General features: G+C 47.0%; 16 protein-coding genes and 2 riboswitches. Of the genes, 13 read left to right on the top strand and 3 right to left on the bottom strand.

Annotated elements, in window-relative coordinates:
• Positions 1–81 precede the first annotated feature (81 nt).
• The 4 genes from ACIFQN_RS19935 (at position 82) to ACIFQN_RS19920 (ending at position 5,443) form a co-directional block, all read left to right on the top strand.
• A complete protein-coding gene (locus tag ACIFQN_RS19935) occupies positions 82–1,074 on the top strand; it encodes an NAD(P)/FAD-dependent oxidoreductase (protein WP_429834757.1) in 993 nt (330 codons plus the stop codon).
• A 107-nt stretch (positions 1,075–1,181) separates the two neighbouring features.
• Positions 1,182–2,309, top strand: coding sequence for an aromatic ring-hydroxylating oxygenase subunit alpha (locus ACIFQN_RS19930; RefSeq protein WP_429834756.1), 1,128 nt, complete (start codon positions 1,182–1,184; stop codon positions 2,307–2,309).
• Between the two features lie 56 nt (positions 2,310–2,365).
• Complete coding sequence (aldA, locus tag ACIFQN_RS19925; RefSeq protein ID WP_429834755.1) at positions 2,366–3,823, top strand: aldehyde dehydrogenase; 1,458 nt, start codon at positions 2,366–2,368, stop codon at positions 3,821–3,823.
• 219 nt (positions 3,824–4,042) lie between these two features.
• Positions 4,043–5,443, top strand: coding sequence for an APC family permease (locus ACIFQN_RS19920; RefSeq protein ID WP_429834754.1), 1,401 nt, complete (start codon positions 4,043–4,045; stop codon positions 5,441–5,443).
• Between the two features lie 82 nt (positions 5,444–5,525).
• Here the strand turns inward: ACIFQN_RS19920 and ACIFQN_RS19915 are convergent, their stop codons facing one another.
• Entirely contained in the window at positions 5,526–6,059 is a 534-nt protein-coding gene (locus ACIFQN_RS19915; RefSeq protein ID WP_429834753.1) for a TetR/AcrR family transcriptional regulator, read from the bottom strand.
• Between the two features lie 197 nt (positions 6,060–6,256).
• Positions 6,257–7,159 carry an NAD-dependent epimerase/dehydratase family protein gene (locus ACIFQN_RS19910; RefSeq protein WP_429834752.1) on the bottom strand — a complete coding sequence of 301 codons (903 nt, stop codon included), beginning with the start codon at positions 7,157–7,159 and terminating at the stop codon, positions 6,257–6,259.
• 129 nt (positions 7,160–7,288) lie between these two features.
• Here ACIFQN_RS19910 and ACIFQN_RS19905 point away from each other — a divergent pair, with 129 nt between their 5' ends.
• The 6 genes from ACIFQN_RS19905 to glpK all read left to right on the top strand — a co-directional run bounded on the left by ACIFQN_RS19905 (position 7,289) and on the right by glpK (position 13,550).
• A complete protein-coding gene (locus ACIFQN_RS19905) occupies positions 7,289–7,453 on the top strand; it encodes a hypothetical protein (RefSeq protein ID WP_429834751.1) in 165 nt (54 codons plus the stop codon).
• 145 nt (positions 7,454–7,598) lie between these two features.
• Positions 7,599–8,156, top strand: coding sequence for a bifunctional transcriptional activator/DNA repair enzyme AdaA (locus ACIFQN_RS19900; protein ID WP_429834750.1), 558 nt, complete (start codon positions 7,599–7,601; stop codon positions 8,154–8,156).
• A 27-nt stretch (positions 8,157–8,183) separates the two neighbouring features.
• Positions 8,184–9,098, top strand: a complete 915-nt coding sequence (locus ACIFQN_RS19895) for a DNA-3-methyladenine glycosylase family protein (RefSeq protein ID WP_429834924.1) — start codon at positions 8,184–8,186, stop codon at positions 9,096–9,098.
• Positions 9,082–9,591, top strand: a complete 510-nt coding sequence (locus ACIFQN_RS19890; protein WP_429834749.1) for a methylated-DNA--[protein]-cysteine S-methyltransferase — start codon at positions 9,082–9,084, stop codon at positions 9,589–9,591. Before ACIFQN_RS19895 ends, ACIFQN_RS19890 begins: the two co-directional genes overlap by 17 nt.
• 469 nt (positions 9,592–10,060) lie before the next feature.
• Positions 10,061–10,167: riboswitch (SAM riboswitch) on the top strand.
• A 172-nt stretch (positions 10,168–10,339) separates the two neighbouring features.
• Positions 10,340–10,449: riboswitch (SAM riboswitch) on the top strand.
• 82 nt (positions 10,450–10,531) lie between these two features.
• Positions 10,532–11,803 (top strand): homoserine dehydrogenase, encoded by a 1,272-nt coding sequence (locus ACIFQN_RS19885; RefSeq protein WP_429834748.1) that lies wholly within the window; start codon positions 10,532–10,534, stop codon positions 11,801–11,803.
• A 244-nt stretch (positions 11,804–12,047) separates the two neighbouring features.
• Entirely contained in the window at positions 12,048–13,550 is a 1,503-nt protein-coding gene (glpK, locus tag ACIFQN_RS19880) for a glycerol kinase GlpK (RefSeq protein ID WP_429834747.1), read from the top strand.
• A gap of 264 nt (positions 13,551–13,814) precedes the next feature.
• Here glpK and ACIFQN_RS19875 read toward each other — a convergent pair whose 3' ends face one another.
• Positions 13,815–14,972: a CapA family protein gene (locus tag ACIFQN_RS19875; protein ID WP_429834746.1), complete on the bottom strand. Its 1,158-nt coding sequence runs from the start codon at positions 14,970–14,972 to the stop codon at positions 13,815–13,817.
• Between the two features lie 142 nt (positions 14,973–15,114).
• On the opposite strand from ACIFQN_RS19875, the gene ACIFQN_RS19870 reads away from it, so the two are divergent.
• From ACIFQN_RS19870 to ACIFQN_RS19860, 3 genes are all read left to right on the top strand, one after another.
• Positions 15,115–15,921, top strand: a complete 807-nt coding sequence (locus ACIFQN_RS19870; protein WP_429834745.1) for a VOC family protein — start codon at positions 15,115–15,117, stop codon at positions 15,919–15,921.
• A gap of 296 nt (positions 15,922–16,217) precedes the next feature.
• Positions 16,218–17,324 (top strand): ABC transporter substrate-binding protein, encoded by a 1,107-nt coding sequence (locus ACIFQN_RS19865; protein WP_429834923.1) that lies wholly within the window; start codon positions 16,218–16,220, stop codon positions 17,322–17,324.
• A gap of 27 nt (positions 17,325–17,351) precedes the next feature.
• Positions 17,352–18,182: an ABC transporter ATP-binding protein gene (locus ACIFQN_RS19860; RefSeq protein WP_429834744.1), complete on the top strand. Its 831-nt coding sequence runs from the start codon at positions 17,352–17,354 to the stop codon at positions 18,180–18,182.
• Positions 18,183–18,197: the final 15 nt, after the last annotated feature.

Raw genomic sequence — 18,197 nt, 5'->3', positions numbered from 1 at the left:
ATCATATTTAAACCGTCCGGACGGTATTTTATTTTTGAATGACATGTGTCCAATCATCAACGAAGAAAAGGGGAGGAAGCGATGAAAGAAGACCAACAAGTGTATGACATCACGATTATAGGTGGTGGACCGGTAGGCCTGTTCACAGCATTTTATGGCGGAATGAGACAGTGCAGTGTAAAGATTATCGAAAGCATGCCGCAGCTTGGCGGACAATTATCAGCACTGTACCCCGAAAAGTTTATTTACGATGTAGCTGGCTTCCCAAAAATACGTGCACAAGAGCTGGTTGATCGGTTGAAGAAACAAGCCTTTCATTTTGATCCAACGATCTGTCTGGAGGAAAAAGTGCTTGATGTCTGCAAAAATCAAGAAGAAATCTTTGAATTGACCACAGACAAGGCCGTCCATTTTTCCAAAACCGTGATTATTACTGCTGGTGCAGGCGCTTTCCAACCGCGAAGACTGGAGCACGTGAATGCCAGGGACTTTGAGCGGTCTAACCTGCATTACTTTGCCCGAGATATGAAACGGTTCGCGGGCAAAACAGTTCTTGTAGCAGGTGGAGGAGATTCTGCGCTAGACTGGGCGCTCATGCTGGAGCCGATAGCCAAAAAGGTCGTCCTCGTGCATCGGAGAGATAAGTTTCGGGCTCACGAGCACAGCATCAGTCTGCTAGAAAAATCGACTGTCGTGGTCAAAACCTCTGTTGAAATTTCTGCACTGGAAGGTCTGGAGCGGGTGGAGTTGGTCCGTTTGATCCACCAAGTCTTAGAGGAAGAAGAAGTACTGGAAGTGGATGAGATGATCGTTAGCTATGGATTCGTTTCGTCCATTGGCCCGATCAAGGAATGGGGACTGCAGGTGGAAAAAGGGAGCATTGTGATTAATTCCAGAGGGGAGACGAACATTTCGGGAATTTATGCAGCGGGAGATATTGCGACCTATCCTGGCAAAGTCAAGCTGATTGCATCAGGATTTGGCGAAGGGCCGACCGCTGTAAACAATGCCAAGGCGTACATGGACCCGGAGTCAAGACTACAGCCAGCGCACAGTACAAGTATGAATTTCTGAAAATTTATTAAATTAAAATTGTTGCATAAAAACCGTCTGGATGGTATGTTAATAACATAAACCGTCTGGATGGTTTGGATTTATCAAATGATCAGGAGGTCAAAAGCATGGTAAACACAACTGCACAATTCCCACATAAGTATCATTTAGACCCGGAGAAATCGTACGCATTGACGGCACCGTATTACACGGACCCTAAAATTTTTGAAATAGAGCGGGAAGCAATCTTCTTCAAAAACTGGATTTTTGCCTGTCACGCGGAAAAGCTGAGAGAGCCAGGGTCTTACTTTACGTACGCGATCCTCGATCAGGAAGTTCTGATTACGAGAACCAAAGACAACCAATTGAAAGCGTTCTATAATGTTTGTCCTCATCGCGGTCATCAACTGCTGGAGGGCGAGGGGAAAAAAGCGACGATTGTCTGTCCGTATCACGCCTGGACTTTCCAAATGAGTGGGGAGCTGATCAAAGGGCGCGGCGCTGACAAAGTAAAGGATTTTGACAATAAGGAGCACTGCTTGACTCCTGTTCGGGTAGAAGAATACGCGAATTTGATCTTTTTCAATCTGGATCTGAATGCAAAGCCTGCGCATGTGATGTACAACGGACTAGAACAAGATCTGAAGCGCTACATCCCTGAGCTTGATAAACTGACGTTTTCACACAGGTTGAAATTTGAAGTAAAAGCCAACTGGAAGGTAGTCGTAGATAACTTCCTGGAGTGCAACCATTGCAGTCATACTCACCCAGCCTTATGTGACTTGATTGATCTGAAGAACTACAAGTCCTATATTTACGACTACTATTCGTCTCATACGGCACCGATGGGGAATCCGGACGGGAAAGTGGCTTATAAGATTGATCCGAACGGCGGCAATCAAAATTTTATTGCTTACTGGCTCTGGCCGATGACGATGTTCAATGCGAATCCAGGTGAAACTGCCTTGCAAATCTTCCATATCATGCCGACAGGCCCAGACACAACGATCGAGTATTTTGACTTCTATTTCCTGGACAAAGAGCCGACGGAAGAGGGCTGGTCAGGTATTAACTACATGAAAAACGTGTTGAATCCAGAAGATATTTCGATCTGTGAAGCTGTACACAAGGGGCTGAAATCAAAAGGATATGCAGGCGGCCGCTTGATCGTGGACGAGGAAAGAACCGGCGACATCAGTGAGCACGCGCTCCATCACTTCCAAGGCTTGGTGTTACAGGCGTTAGACGCTCGTTAACATATGACTGAATTATCAAATCATTTTTTTGACCAATGACGAGAGGGGCATGCTGCATGCAAATCGCAACGAAGAAGTATCAAATGTTCATTGATGGAGAATTCGTGGATTCCAGCTCACAAGAGACGACCCAAGTGATCAATCCGGCAACAGAGGAAGTCATCTCAGAGGTTCCCAAAGGAACCGTAGAAGATGTCCGCCGGGCGATCGAGGCAGCAGAGCGTGCGCAAAAAAGCTGGTCGAGGCTTGCCCCGATCGAGCGGGCAGCCTACCTGCGGGTGATCTCCAAAGAGATTCGCGACAACGTGGGTAACTTGGCGCGTACCATCTCCGAGGAAATGGGAAAAACACTCGCACTTGCAGAAGTAGAAGTCCATTTTACAGCAGATTACATCGATTATATGGCAGAGTGGGCAAGAAGATACGAGGGTGAAATTATTCAAAGTGACCGCCGAAACGAAAATATTTTCGTCTTCAAGCAGCCGATTGGTGTCATTGCGGGCATCCTGCCATGGAACTTCCCGTTCTTCCTCATTGCACGCAAGGCGGCTCCTGCGTTGATTACCGGAAACACGGTCGTTCTCAAGCCAAGCGATGAATCACCGAACAATGCCATCGAATTCGCCAAGCTTGTGGAAAAAGCGGGCCTCCCAAAAGGTGTCATCAATATTGTGACTGGCAGCGGAAGGGCGCTGGGCAATGAGCTTTCTGCAAGTCCAAAGGTAGGAATGGTCAGCTTGACAGGCAGCTACAGTGCAGGTGCGGCTGTCATGCGTGCGGCTGCAGACAATATCACGAAAGTATCGCTTGAGCTTGGAGGCAAAGCACCAGCTATCGTCATGGACGATGCGGACCTCGATCTGGCTGTCAAATCGATCGTCGCATCCCGCGTGATCAACACCGGTCAAGTATGCAACTGTGCGGAACGTGTGTACGTCCATGAACGGGTAGCAGACGAATTCATTGAAAAGATTGTCAAGGCAATGGAGCAAACAAAATTTGGGAATCCATTGGTTGATAAGGATATTGATATGGGACCACTGGTGAACAAAGGCTCCCTCGAATCCGTAGATAATCATGTCAAAGGTGCTATTGCTGCCGGTGCCAAGCTTCTGACGGGCGGAAAGCGAGCGGGCGAGGTCGGCTATTACTACGAACCGACCGTGCTTGTGAACGTAACGAATGAGATGGAGATTATGAAGGAAGAGATTTTTGGTCCCGTTCTCCCGATTGCGACCTTCTCTGATTTGGATGAAGCGATCGAGCTTGCCAATGATTGTGAATACGGCCTGACTTCCTCGATCTATACGCAAAATATAGATGTAGCGATGCGCGCGTCCAACGAGCTGCAATTCGGTGAAACGTATATCAATCGCGAAAATTTCGAAGCCATACAAGGATTTCACGCCGGATGGAAAAAATCCGGGATTGGTGGAGCAGATGGAAAGCATGGTTTAGAAGAGTACTTGCAAACCCATGTTGTTTATCTACAATATAATCAAGGTAAAAAATAATCCAATGATAATTAACTTGTAAGTCTTGATACATAGGGGCAGTATCCAACTCTTGAATTTGAAAGAGAGTATCCATTCAGAGTTCGCGTACGCCCCTTTGCTGTTCCTCAAAATGATATCGCTTACTTTTGTATCGTACGGCTTATTAATTCAGAATATTATCTCTTGGTATAATATTCTCCCTATTTAACAAGATTTACCAAAAGGAGATGATGTGCGATGAATAGTGAAACGGGCGGGCTCAAGAGGTCGCTGGGCTTTTTTAGCGTATTAATCTTGGGAATAGGGCTATTAGTGCCAACCTCTGCTTTCTTTGTCTACGGGATTGCAGCCGGCATAACCAATGGACATGTACCTGCAGTCTACGCTTTTGCGGCCATGGCTATTTTCTTTACGGTGCTAAGCTACGCCAAGATGTCCAAAGTCTTTCCGCGTGCGGGTTCAGCTTACACCTATGTACAGCAGACGTTTCATTCCAACACCGGCTTTTTAGTTGGATGGACGACCTTATTCGATTACCTGTTCCTGCCGTTTACCTATGTGTTGTCTGTCACGATCTATTTGGAGCCGTTATTTCCTGAAGTCCCTTTGTGGGTGTGGGTAGTTGCTATCATGCTGATTATGACAATAGCCAATGTTTTTAACGTAAAGGTCGCAGTCTCGTTTACGACTCTATTGATCATCGTACAATTAGTGACGATTGCCATCTTTATCGCGCTGTTGATCAAGTACCAACTGACGCAGGACCCGACACATCTTTTTTCATTACAAGCTTTTTATTCACCCAGCTTGACCTGGCCCACCTTATTATCTGGTGCAGTGATCCTGGCTTATACCTTCATCGGATTTGATGCTGTCAGTACGCTGGCAGAAGAAACACATAACCCGACGAAAACGATTCCCAAAGTAATGATTACGCTGGCGCTATTCATCGGTGTCTTGTATGTGATTCTTACGTATTTTATGCAGTCAGCGTTCCCCGATATCTCGGTGTTTACAAGTCCGGATGGAGCGGCTTTTGAAATCGCGCAACAAATCGGAGGAATCTTCTTTTCCTCCTTATTTCTGGGAGTAGTGATTGCTAGCTGTCTGGTGGGCGGGATCTCTGCACAGATGAGCATTTCACGCTTGCTTTTTGCAATGGGACGGGATAACGTCATCCCGAGACGAATTTTTGGGTATCTGCATCCGAAAAGCGGCATTCCGATCTACAACATCTTGCTGATTGGCGGGCTCGGCATGAATGCCGTATTCCTGACACTAGACCAGGTTGCCTCCATCATTAGCTTTGGCGCCTATACAGCCTTTACCTTTGTCAACCTCTGTGTGATCAAGCACTATTTCATCGGGAGCAAAACGAAGACAGGAAAAGAGATCCTTCTCCATTTTATTTTCCCTTGTATCGGCATTCTGTTTATTGCCGCCATGTGGTTTAACATTAGTAAAATCGCACTGATTCTAGGTGTTCTTTGGGTCTCCTGTGGTTTCGTGTACCTCCTTTTTTTGACGAATGGCTTCAAAAAACCCGCACCGACACTCGCGCTCGATCAATCAGAGAAAGAGCCAGACTCCCCGAGTTTATCGAGAGAGACGAGCCAGCCTGAGATGAACCTGAGCTAAGCATGAACAAAGGATAGCCATCAAAAAATGTATCTCGATGGTTATCCTTCGTCGTGTCTATGGTGTGATATTCTTTTGTAGCTTACAATTGTTCTTTTCTCGTCAGCGCAACCAGCTCTCTTAATACTTTTTCCCGCAGCTCAGGCTCTAGCGAGGTCAACCCAAACATATCGCAGAACCATAATCCATCAATGGCAAGCCTGATAATCGTTGCGAAAACGGGATCCAACCCATCATCTTCGACATGTTTTTGCCATACGGCGTAGTGGTCTTGCAGGGGCCGCAGCAGCTCAGGATCAGTCGCAATCGCTGCGAGTAAGCCAGCGGTCAACTGATCAGGATCATTCATGGATACCTCGATGTAAGCGCGCAGGGTATGCCCCGGATCAGAATCTTTCAAGGAACTTTTCTCTAAATTTTCTGTGTATTTCTCGATGACAGAAGTAATGCCGCCTTCGATAAGAGCTTTTTTGTTCGGAAAGTAATGAAGCAGACCACCCTTGCTGACGCCAGCTTCATTGGCAACGTTTTCTAAAGTAAGGTACGAAACGCCTTTGGTGTTGATAATTCGTGAAACGGCATTTAATAGTTCATCGTTCTGGATCTTTTTTTTCAAAAGAATCATGCCTCCAATAATGAGCGTACCGACCAGACGGTATTTGTATCATGATATCATCCCACTCTTTATTATTCAATCCATCTACAAATTCAAACTAGTTTTTGGTAAATTCTCTTCTCTTGATTATAGCATGCCAGTAAAATGAAAGGGAAACCCCGGCTTCTCTTGAATGAAGGCGGGGTTCATTTTTTGGTTTACTGGTTTTGATGAATATACAGATCAATCAACTCAGTTATGGTTTCATTCATAGGTTTGAAGTCAAAACCCGCAGAAGCAGCTTTCGTAACATCTATCGATAGAGAACCCCCGACATCGTACGGAGAGCGTGACTGTGGATCGGTAAGCTCAACGATGGGAGTACTTGCAGCTGTACGGGTAGCAGACTCGATACGGCCCAGCAGCTCCCGCAGAGACAAATCGCCAGGCGATCCAGCATTAAATGGACCTGTCAGCTTTTCCCGAGCAGCAAAATGTAAAAAGCGGCCAGCATCCTCTGAGGTGATAAAACCGATTCGATGTTGAAGATTCGCGATGCCGATCGGTTCCCCTGCTTTTACCCGATCGACGTGAAACTGGAAACGTCCGGTGTAATCATCTGGTCCAATGACGAGCGGAAAACGTACGGCTGCAGCAGAGAAGGGGGCTGCTTGGAACAAGACGGCCTCTGCTTGCCTCTTGGCCTCGCGATAGCCTTCCATACCGATGTACTCTTTTCGGGAGCGCATTTCGACTGGATAAGAGTAGGGGTCGTAATCACTTTCCTTTTTATCGGTTCCATAATCGTAGACAGCCATGGTAGAGGTGAATACATAGTGTCCGATTTTCCCAGCTAGTATTTCGATGACATCTTTGACTTCTATCGGTGAATAACAAGTTTGGTCAAAAACAGAGTCCCAGTATGTATCATCAGAAGAAAAGGCTGCTTCCAGAGTTCCTTTGTCACAACGGTCGAGCTGAAGTCGTTGAACCTTGTTTCCAAAGGAGTCAGGTGTTTTTCCGCGTGTCGCAATGGTGACGTCCCAATCCGCATCAAGTAAATTTTGTACCAGCCGTTTTCCGAAAAATTGTGTACCGCCAAGCACGAGTGCTTTTTTCATGACAAGCGCACCTTTCGATAAAATATTTTTTATTATCAAGCTTCCACCATCATAATTGAATTATTCTAACTTTTCAACTAATATTAACGATTTTTCATTCTGTGGTACAAAAATAAGGAGGATGACAACATGCTCGTAAGGCCTACCCCGGATGAATGCAGTAGTTATTATTCAATCACAGGTACCCTCAACAACAGCAAGCTGTCTGCCAGAGCTGTGGCCTATGTGCTCACGGGTCACGAAAAGCACCATATCCATGTATTGAAAGAGAAATACTTGTTGACCCAATCATAATTTGATCTTTGTGAATCGCTGGGAAGCTGCCTTTTGACAAGGGTGGCTTTTTTCAACTTGGAAGACCATAATAGCAAGAATGAAGATGAAACCGTGTCTGAACCTTGGTAAAGTGAGAGACGAAACAGGACGGGAGGGAAAATGAATGGAGCAGCTACAACTGACATTCGATGAAAAATGGGAGATCATTCTTGCCTGCGACAGTGCGTACGATGACGTATTCCTGACCGCCGTCAAAACAACCAAAATTTACTGTCGGCCTTCATGTCGATCCCGAAAGCCAAAGAAAGAAAACGTCCTGTTCTATCAGGAGAAAAAAGAGGTAGAAGCGGCCGGATTTCGAGCCTGTAAAAGGTGTCAGCCCAATTCCAATCAAACTCCGCAGATGAGTGTAGTCCAGTGTGTGAAGACTTTTCTGATTGACTCATACAAACAAAAAGTCGTTCTCGACGACATTGCGAGGCATGTTGGCATGAGTGCCTTTTATCTGGAGCGATTGTTTAAGCAGCATACGTCGGAAACACCGCGATCTTATTTGGAAAAAATTCGTGTGGATAAAGCAGCTCATCTGATTAGCACCACGAGCTTATCGAATTTGGAGATATGCTATGAGGTGGGATTTCAGAGTCCGTCCCATTTCTATCAGGCATTTCGCAAAGGAAAGATGTGCTCTCCGGGAGAATATCGAAAAAAGGCAAGGTAGGAGGTGAGCAGCCTGAATCCTGTGGCAATGATGGAAATAGCAGTACCAGACTGTTTTTCTTTCGATGAGTGCCTCCGCTTCTTGGGAAGATCTGATCAAGAGGTATTGCATCGTATTGAGAATGGTTCCTTGTATAAAGCACTCAAAGTACGAGGGGAAGTTTTATTGCTCAAGATCAGTTGTGGGCAGCCTGAAAATAGGAGAATGAGTCACCAGCTCCAGATTGAATGTCTCGCTGGGACGCCTACAGCAGACATGCTCACGGACATAAAGGTCTATTTGGCCCAGTTGTTTGATTTGAATCGTGATTTGCGAGGCTTTTATAAAACAGCCGAGCAGGATGATGTATTGCGTCCACTTGCGATGCGATACAGAGGTTTGCGGATTGTTGGCATCCCTGATTTATTCGAGGCCTTGACCTGGGCGATTATCGGTCAACAAATCACTCTCAGCTTTGCTTACACCATGAAAAAGCGATTCACGGAGCAGTTTGGGGAGAAGCTGACTTTTGCAGACAAGCGCTACTGGCTATACCCAACTTTTCAAACCGTGGCATCCTTGCAGGTAGACGATTTGCGAGAACTCCAATTCACGACCCGAAAGGCAGAATATGTCATTGGAGTAGCCAAAGCCATGGCAACAGGAGAGCTGAAGAAGGAAAAGCTGCTCGATATGCGGGAGTCGCAGCAGATGCATCAAGCCCTGACAGCCATTCGAGGTGTAGGGGCGTGGACGGCAGATTACGTCATGATGAAATGCTTGCAGCAAAAGTCCGCTTTTCCCATTGCCGATGTTGGATTACACAACGCACTAAAAATCCAGCTCGGATTAAAAGAGAAGCCCTCACAGGCACAAATCAGGCAAATGGCTGTGAAATGGGAAGGCTGGGAAGCATACGCTACGTTTTATTTATGGAGGTCGCTTTATGACGATTTTACATAAGCTGGAGTACCCTTCTCCGATTGGAGTCTTAGAAATCATCGGGACTGATGACGCGATCAGCTCCATCATGTTTGCAGAGCATACATTACCGCAAGCTCCCGAAGAAAGGGCGAATTGTCCGCAGGTGTTTTGGGATTGTTACCAGCAGCTCGATGACTATTTTAAAGGAACTCGGCGCGAATTCTCGTTTCCCGTTTCGATGGCTGGGACGAGCTTTCAAAAGACCGTCTGGCATACGCTAACAACGATACCATTTGGACAGACAGCCTCGTATTCCTTCCTCGCCAAAACGATCGGCAATGAAAAGGCAGTACGGGCAGTCGGGAATGCGAATGGGAAAAACCGCTTGAGTATCGTAGTTCCCTGTCATCGAATTGTGGGAGCGAACGGCAGTTTAACCGGCTACGCGGGTGGGTTATGGAGAAAAGAGTGGCTGCTTGAACACGAAAAACAGTTCGTTTCTCCCAAAACCATCCATGGTCGGGCAGAATAATCGCAGAAAAGTGAAACGCAGCTGCATAAGTGAAAAACAGGCATTTCTAACGTTCGATTCGATCGTGAGAAGTGCCTGTTTTGTGTTGGGCTAGAAATAATTGAAAAGGAAATACTGACAAGACAAGCCGGAACGGATCGGGAGGTCAAGCCATGTTTGAGCTGTTCATTTGTCAAGGGTGCGGGTATGTGGAAGAAAGGATCCTTCTAAAGGAGAGTGACGGGCATCAGCTGTATTGTGCATGCTGCAGCAAGGAGGAAGTAGAATGCCTGTTTTCCGAGTAGAACATTCTTTTGAAAAGATGCTGAGCACTCCCGGCCAAATCTGCGCGCACGCCCCGCAAACCGGACACTTTTCTCTTATCACCATGCGTTTGCTTGCGTTCAACAAAATGTCTTTATTGAAAAGAAAGAATTTTGTTGACGGATGGTATGGAATTTCTTAGAATAAAGCTCAACAGAATACATTATTCTTATCCAGAGAGGTGGAGGGTCTGGCCCTATGAAGCCCGGCAACCGTCACGACATGTGACAAGGTGCCAATTCCTGCGAGATCGTGCATCTCGGCAGATAAGAAGCGGGTGTCTCGTATAAGTGAATGCGAACCTTCTTCTTAAGTGAAGAAGGTTTTTTTAATACAGATAAGAATTTATAAAATTCTTATCCAGTATAAGTGCAACCGCGGCTCTGCCAAAAGGCATGGCGCAGCCAGGTTTTCTAATTCTCCGAAGTACAAAAATTCATATTTTTCTTTATCCAGAGAGGTGGAGGGACTGGCCCGATGAAGCCCGGCAACCGTCACGCAGTATGTGACAAGGTGCCAATTCCTGCAGGACAAAAGCGTCCTGGGAGATAAGGAGAAGGGGAGCAGCGATGCCCAAAGCCTTCTTCTTAGCGAAGATGGCTTTTTTGTTTTTCAATTTGAGTATGGGGTGGTCAGGATGAGCGTAGGCGTAGTAAGAGTGGGATTGTTGGGATTGGGAACAGTAGGCGGAGGGGTAATTAAAACGATTCGCTCCCAGCAGGAGAAGCTGTCACTCCGTTTGGGCAAACGAATCGAAATCGTAAAAGCGTTGGTACGAGATTCTGAAAAAGAACGCGCGGTTCACGTAGAACCATCCATATTGACAACAAACTTTGAAGACGTATTAAAAAGCGATGTAGATATTGTAGTGGAAGTGATGGGGGGAGTTGATCCTACCTATGATTATGTCCGTGCGTTGATTGAAAAAGGATGCCATGTGGTAACGGCAAACAAGGAACTGCTGGCGAAAAGAGGAACAGAGTTGGTTGAACTGGCTAACCAGCACCAAGTGCACTTGGCCTATGAAGCAAGCGTAGCGGGAGGTATTCCCATTTTAAGTGTACTCCGTCAGTTCCTTAGAACCAATGACATCAGCGGTGTACGCGGAATTCTTAACGGGACGACCAACTTCATTTTGACCAAGATGGAAGCCGAGCAGCTCTCCTACCAAGAAGTGCTGAAGCAGGCGCAGGAGCTGGGTTATGCCGAAGCAGACCCTCGTTCTGATGTAGAGGGCTTCGATGCGATGTATAAACTGTATATCCTGGCACAACTGGTCTATGGAGAATCTCTCCCTTTGGCAGATGTGGTGCGAAAAGGGATCTCAGATCTCTCAGCCGGACATATCCGTATTGCTAGTGAGCTAGGCTACCGGATTAAGCTGATCGCCCAAGCGTATCAAACCGATGAAGGCATTCGTCTTTCCGTTCAGCCTACAATGCTGCCTCTTGGTCACCCATTGGCACAAATCCAGGACGCTTTCAATGCTGTCCAGCTATCGGGTAATATCGTAGGAGATCTGTTGTTTACAGGTAGAGGGGCAGGAGAGCTTCCAACAGCCAGCGCGGTTGTGGAGGATTTGGCTTATTTGTTGACCCAGCCATTCACGCCTCATCCGGTCTGGAGAGAAAATACGGCTTCGCATTTGGCAGCGCAGCCAGAGGCGAGCCAGCGTTCGCTGTGTTATTTGGAAGGATCATGTCCATCCGCAACACCTGATCGCGTCCTGCATTTTTTGCGAGCGGCTGGGGTGAGCATCAGCAAACTCAAGGTCCAGTTCGATTTGGGTGGCGTATTGCGCGCCGGACTGATTACAAGTGGGTTAAATGAAGAACACGAAGCGCTTCTGACGAGTGACTTTGGCTTGTCCGTGCGCCGCTTTCCGATCTTGGAATCTGCTGAATCATAAGAAAACCTCTATCGAGGCCTCCTCAAGGAGGAGCGACCGCGTTTTAGAGGAAGGTTATTCTTGCTGAATCAGTAAGCGGATTCGCGAGGTTCATACTTTCTGATTCAGTAAGAAAATCGCTTTCGCCTTTTTATTCTGTCTGCTTGAAAAAGAGGGATCATCTGTTTTTTCTCAAATATAGGTAGGAATAGAAATATCCTTCTTGCACATGACAGAAAAGGACAGGGAAAGAGAGGCGAAGCGGATGACATCCAGAGAGAAACGCTACGTGTTAGCCATTGACCAGGGAACGACGAGCACGCGGGCGATCCTGATCAATCAGGAAGGGAAGATCGCTGGTGTGGCACAGAAGGAATTTACTCAGCTTTTTCCGGAACCGGGCTGGGTAGAGCACGATGGACTCGAGATTTGGTCGTCAGTGGTGGCGGTGATCGGACAGGTACTGACCAGCCACAACATTTCCGCGAGTGAGGTCGCTGCTGTCGGGATTACAAATCAGCGCGAAACCACATTGGTCTGGGATAAAAAGACCGGAGTCCCGATCTACAATGCCATCGTCTGGCAGTCACGTCAAACCACCCAGATTTGCGAACAGTTGAAACAACAGGGGAAAAATGATGTAGTCCGTGCCAAGACGGGTTTGTTGATTGATGCGTATTTTTCGGGAACCAAGGTCAAATGGATTCTGGATCGCGTCGCCGGGGCCAGGGAACGGGCGGAGCATGGAGAACTGCTGTTTGGCACGATTGATACGTGGCTGATTTGGAAGCTATCGGGTGGTCGTGCGCATGTGACCGATTATACGAATGCTTCCCGAACCCTTATGTACAACATCCACGAGCTGGCATGGGATGACGAACTGCTTGCATGGCTAGACGTGCCAAAAGCCATGCTGCCAAAAGTATGCCCCAGCTCACAAGTCTATGCCCATACGGACAGGAACCTATTTTTCGGGGAAGAAATACCGATTGCCGGGGCGGCGGGAGACCAGCAGGCCGCTTTGTTCGGGCAGGCATGCTTTGAGGAAGGGATGGCAAAAAATACGTACGGAACAGGCTGCTTTATGCTCATGAATACCGGAGAAAATGCCGTTTCCTCGGACCATGGTCTGTTGACGACGATTGCATGGGGCATTGATGGCAAGGTGGAGTATGCGCTGGAAGGAAGTATTTTTGTCGCGGGATCTGCCATTCAGTGGTTGCGTGATGGGCTGCGGATGCTGAAAAATGCAGCAGATAGTGAACAGTATGCGACCAGGGTCACGTCTACGCAAGGAGTTTACGTAGTACCTGCCTTTGTTGGTCTGGGGACCCCCTACTGGGACAGTGAAGTGCGTGGCGCAGTATTCGGTCTCACTCGCGGAACGAGCAAGGAACATTTCGTTCGTGCAACACTGGAATCACTCGCCTATCAGACGAAGGACGTTCTGACTGCCATGGAAGCAGATTCTGGTCTCATGCTGAAAAAACTGCGTGTGGATGGCGGAGCTGTGATGAACAATTTTCTCATGCAGTTCCAAAGCGATCTGCTGGGTGTTCCTGTTGATCGGCCCGAAGTGAATGAGACCACGGCCTTAGGGGCTGCGTATCTCGCAGGACTGGCAGTTGGGTTTTGGAAAAACAAGCAGGACATCGCCGAAAATTGGAGAGTAGAGCGCTCCTTTGAAGGGCAGATGTCTGTGATGGAACGTGACGGATTGTACGGTGGCTGGAAAAAAGCGGTACAGGCAGCAAGAGCTTTTTCATAATGGTTGCCCCAGTTCTGCCTACACCTATTTTTTCAGTTTTGCTTTGTTCTCTGCCTCATTTCCGTTTTATTGATTGCCTGGAAAGACGGCCTTTTCCCATTTAGTCAAGAAGTATCCGGAGAGAATGAAGATTCCGATCGCTGCCACTGTAATAATGACTCCTGTCATCACTCTCACTCCTCTACTTGATTGTTATATCGTTACTTGTTAGTACGATTCAAACAAGCGAGAGTTTCAACAAATGGGTGCAGACGAATGGCTCAATCAATCGGTCGCTTGCACGCGGCCATCACTGTCAAGACGCACATTTTCTGATATCGACTCGATCCGTTTCAATAAAGCAGCTCCGTCGCTTTCATTCATAGGTACGGCTTGTCCCAGCTCGGCGTAATAAGGCAGCATGGTTACCTCACAGTCGCCTTTTATTGTACAGGATGCTTGCAAGACCATGCTGTCCCATGTTTTCGGTTCGACGGCACGTGTAAAAATAAAATTACCCAAGCTGTAGGCGATCCACTTACCCTGGTATCGTTCAAATCCTTGGAGCACGTGAGGATGTCCACCGACAATCAGATCAGCACCAGCATCAATATAAGCGTGAGCCAACGTCTTTTGATGATCCACGGGAAAATCGACTTTTTCCTTCCCCCAATGTGCGATCACGATGACGAGGTCTGCGTCTTTTTTGGCATCATGGATGGCCTGTACGGCTAATGCGGGATCATAGGATGCAGCGAGTCCAGGTTGTGCTTTTCCTGCGTACCAGCTTACCTCGGGAATGACGCGACTAAAGCCGAAAAGAGCAATCCGAATGCCGTTTCGCTCAAAATAGACAGGGGCGTAGGCGCGCTTGGCATCTGCACCTGCACCAACGTACTCGATCTGATTTTCATCCAATGCCGCGATCGTATCGAGCAAGCCATCCACTCCTTGATCCATCGAGTGATTGTTTGCCAAATTGACTGCGTCGATACCTGCCTTTTTCATAGCAGGAACGGCGGTTGGAGAAGATTTGTAGACAAATTCTTTATTGTCCGACGGAGTGCCTTTAGCGGTTATAGGCGTCTCGAGATTGGCTATGGTATAGTCATCTTGCAAAAATAGCGACTTCACATGCGTAAAAGGGAAGTCGTAGCCTTCCTCAAGTAATCTTTTTTCCACATTCCCGGACATCATGATATCCCCGACGAAGGTGAGATTCACAGTTGGCTCTTTGGGCTCAGTTGCCATATCCGTCCCCGGTTGGGTAGGCGGGTCGATTGAATTGCCTCCGTTTTTGGTGAACGAATCCATGGCGATATACATACCCGTTGCAATAACAGCCAGCATACTGAAAACAAGCGTGTTTTGACCCATCCGGATCCATCTGCTTCTTTTCCTTTTGCGACGGGTCTTTACTCGATCGGCTCTCGTCTGATTCATTGCTCCCCCTATTTACAAATCCATGATGATACTTGAAGGTTTTACCATTATACCATGTGTCAAGGGGTTTTTCTTGCCCGGGTGACAACGGGCATAGATGTCATAGATGTCATAGATGTGATACGAAAAGAGGCGAAAAACGATGCGTGCAGCATTTGACCATTTGGTACATTTCATAGATCGTCCTCCTGCAAAAGCAACTGAGCTGTTCCGACAAGCTGGATTTCATGCCGTAGCAGGTGGGCGCCACGAGGCCTGGGGAACTTGGAATAGCCTTAGTTATTTTGGACTTTCTTATATCGAGTTTTTGGCGATAAAAGACGAGACAGTCGCCAAACAATCTGATAATCCATTGATTCGCCAGCTTGTTCGGGATCGTGATTTAGGGGAGGGGCTAGGACAGATTGCCCTTCGTACTTCTCAGATGGATGAATGGGTACAGAGACTTCGAACGAATGATTTGGTCGTTCACGATCCTGTTGCTGGGAGTCGCAAGCGAGATGATGGTACGACCTTGAGCTGGAGGATGCTGTTTTTTGAAGACGCGAATAGTAAGCTGCGCCCCCCTTTCTTTATTGAATGGCAACAAAGCGAGGAGGAGCGGGAGCAGGATCTGACAGAACGGGAAATTATTGCACCCCATCCGAATGGAGCCCAAAATTTGCAACAGACAGGGTATGCGGTTGCGGATTTGGAGGAAGCTGCTTCGAGTTGGCTGCGTTGGTTCGGATTTCAGAGTACAGACGTGTTTGTCGATGAACAGCTCGGAGCGCTCTGCCAAACGTTGATAGTACCCGGCGGCAACATCGTTCTCTGCCAGCCAAACCAGCAAGGCCTCGCACAGCAGGCTTTGGCTGCTCGTGGCGAGAGGCCTTTTTTTGTACGCTTAGCCGGTGAAGGTATTGAGCGATTGGACATTGTCTTCGGAAGTATTTATCTCAGGTCCTAATAGGAAAGAACCTCCGCTGTTTCGCAGGCGGAGGTTTTGTGTTTTTCAGTGGCAATTCTGAGAGGTTTTCTTGGCAAACAACAACCAGAATATTAAGAATTAGAAATCATTTTAATTGACTGAAAAATATAATCAATCTATAATATAAGAATATTAAAACAATGTTTTAAATACAAAACTAGTGATTATCTTCAAATTCAAAAGAAAGGGGTTGGTGCGGACAAAAAAGAGATGTGGCACTGGAACTCATAAAGCAAGGGACCGAAGCAGAATACATAAGGGGGCTATATGACGTGATGAAAGTAAACAGCAGGTTAATCGGTTTTCTCCTTCTTGTTATTTCTTTGATTTTTACAGGATGCGGTAACACAAACACGAGCACTACAGGGACGACCACACCAAGCCAATCAGGTGAACCGAAGCAAGAGAAGAAAGAGGCTGGCAAGCTAACGGAAATTACCATTAGTGAACCTGTACGTGTTCTCTCATTTGCACCTCTTTATGTCGCCATTGAAAAAGGATTTTTTAAAGAAGAGGGACTTGACGTGAAAATCGCGTCAGGCGGAGGCGGTTCTCAGGTAATGGCGACTATCATTTCCGGTCAGGCGCAATTTGGAGTAGCGGCTCCAAACGCTGCTTTAAAAACACTGAGCGCCGGGAAAGAACCTATGGTGGTGCAGTCGCTTAACTCATCTTTAACCTACGACATCGTCCTCTCAGACAAGTTTCTCGAGAAAAAAGGGATAGATCCTGCGAAGCAGATGTCTACGAAAGAAAAGGTAGAGATGCTACGAGGGGCAACACTTGCAACCAATAATATCGGTGATTCGGGAGACGTATTCCTGCGCTATACGATGGAGCTTTACGGGCAAAAGTCTGATGATATCAAAGTGGTGAAAGTAAACGGTCTTGGTCCAAAAATCGCGACGATGAAGCAAGGCGTAATTGACGGTGGTATCAACAGCGCGCCGTTTGCTCTAGAGACGGCTGACAAAAAAGCAGGCCGATTGTGGATCAGTTCCTTTGAAATTCCGGAATATTCCAATATGATTTGGGAAGTTCTCTTTACCTCCAAAGAATTTGCGAATAAGAATCACGATCTCGTCGTAGCGGCAGTCAGAGCGGTTGGAAAAGGAATTGAATTTACAAGAGAAAATCCCAAGGAATCGGCTAAACTGATCGAAGCCTATTTCAGCGGAACGAGCACTTCGCTTATTGAAAATGGTTTAAGCTCTTTGGAAAAAACCTTTGTCGGACATGGGGAAATGACCAAAGAAGCGTGGGATAATGCCCAAACGCCATTAATCAAGTACTCCAAATTGACCGGAATTGAAGCGGCAGCCGACACGAATCCCGGCACATTCTGGACCAATCAGTATATCGAAGAAGCGTTTGGAAAATAAATTTTTGCAAAGGGGACTTACGGGAACATGCTCAAAGCAGAGGATCAACAATTGCGCAACGCTGGATCAAGCATACCAAAGCTTTCCGCGCAAAACCTGGATATCGTCTATACCAATTCGAAAACCGGCGTCGAAACGAAGGCGCTCAGTGATATAAACCTGCAAATTCAAGAGGGGGAATTCATCTGTATTGTCGGCCCGAGCGGATGTGGAAAAACTACTTTTCTAAACACCGTTGCGGGTCTGTTGAAGGCGACGCGGGGAACCTTAGCCATTGATGGTCAAAAAGTGGACGGCCCGGGCCGCGATCGTTCCATGGTTTTCCAGTCAGCAAGCCTTTTGCCGTGGAGAAACGTCATGAATAACGTTCTGTATGGCTTGGAACTCCATAACAGACTGTCGGGGGATTCAAAAGAACGAGCCCAGCAATTTATCAACATGGTTGGATTAAAAGGTTTTGAAAATCATTATCCCCATGAACTGTCGGGCGGAATGCAACAACGGGTAAATCTCGCGCGCGCCTTGGCTGTCGAACCGAAAATCCTCCTTTTGGATGAGCCATTTGCCGCACTAGATGCTCAAACACGCGAGTTTATGCAAAAAGAACTCTTACGTATTTGGAGTGAGACGAAGAAAACCAGTCTATTTATTACACACCAAATCGATGAGGCTATTTATTTGGCTGACCGAGTATTTATTTTCGGAGCGCGACCAGGCCGTGTCGTTGATGTCATCAATGTAGATCTTCCCCGTCCGCGAGACTTGAATGTGAAACGAAACCCGGTATTTTTGGAATTGGTCGACTACGTGTGGTCAATTATCGAAGCGGAGTCCAGCAAGCAAGGATTTGATCACTAAAAACACGAAGGGAAA

This window comes from Brevibacillus sp. NRS-1366, from assembly GCF_050467985.1.
Note: the sequence above shows the minus strand (reverse complement) of the source record. Positions and strands in the feature narration are given on the sequence as shown.

Coding starts and splice junctions, on each gene's coding strand:
- ACIFQN_RS19900 (WP_429834750.1), top strand. CDS start 7,599: ATGGAGCAGCTACAACTGACATTCGATGAAAAATGGGAGATCATTCTT.
- ACIFQN_RS19890 (WP_429834749.1), top strand. CDS start 9,082: ATGACGATTTTACATAAGCTGGAGTACCCTTCTCCGATTGGAGTCTTA.
- ACIFQN_RS19910 (WP_429834752.1), bottom strand. CDS start 7,159: ATGAAAAAAGCACTCGTGCTTGGCGGTACACAATTTTTCGGAAAACGG.
- ACIFQN_RS19895 (WP_429834924.1), top strand. CDS start 8,184: ATGATGGAAATAGCAGTACCAGACTGTTTTTCTTTCGATGAGTGCCTC.
- ACIFQN_RS19930 (WP_429834756.1), top strand. CDS start 1,182: ATGGTAAACACAACTGCACAATTCCCACATAAGTATCATTTAGACCCG.
- glpK (WP_429834747.1), top strand. CDS start 12,048: ATGACATCCAGAGAGAAACGCTACGTGTTAGCCATTGACCAGGGAACG.
- ACIFQN_RS19865 (WP_429834923.1), top strand. CDS start 16,218: ATGAAAGTAAACAGCAGGTTAATCGGTTTTCTCCTTCTTGTTATTTCT.
- ACIFQN_RS19885 (WP_429834748.1), top strand. CDS start 10,532: ATGAGCGTAGGCGTAGTAAGAGTGGGATTGTTGGGATTGGGAACAGTA.
- ACIFQN_RS19905 (WP_429834751.1), top strand. CDS start 7,289: ATGCTCGTAAGGCCTACCCCGGATGAATGCAGTAGTTATTATTCAATC.
- ACIFQN_RS19875 (WP_429834746.1), bottom strand. CDS start 14,972: ATGAATCAGACGAGAGCCGATCGAGTAAAGACCCGTCGCAAAAGGAAA.
- ACIFQN_RS19860 (WP_429834744.1), top strand. CDS start 17,352: ATGCTCAAAGCAGAGGATCAACAATTGCGCAACGCTGGATCAAGCATA.
- ACIFQN_RS19935 (WP_429834757.1), top strand. CDS start 82: ATGAAAGAAGACCAACAAGTGTATGACATCACGATTATAGGTGGTGGA.
- aldA (WP_429834755.1), top strand. CDS start 2,366: ATGCAAATCGCAACGAAGAAGTATCAAATGTTCATTGATGGAGAATTC.
- ACIFQN_RS19920 (WP_429834754.1), top strand. CDS start 4,043: ATGAATAGTGAAACGGGCGGGCTCAAGAGGTCGCTGGGCTTTTTTAGC.
- ACIFQN_RS19870 (WP_429834745.1), top strand. CDS start 15,115: ATGCGTGCAGCATTTGACCATTTGGTACATTTCATAGATCGTCCTCCT.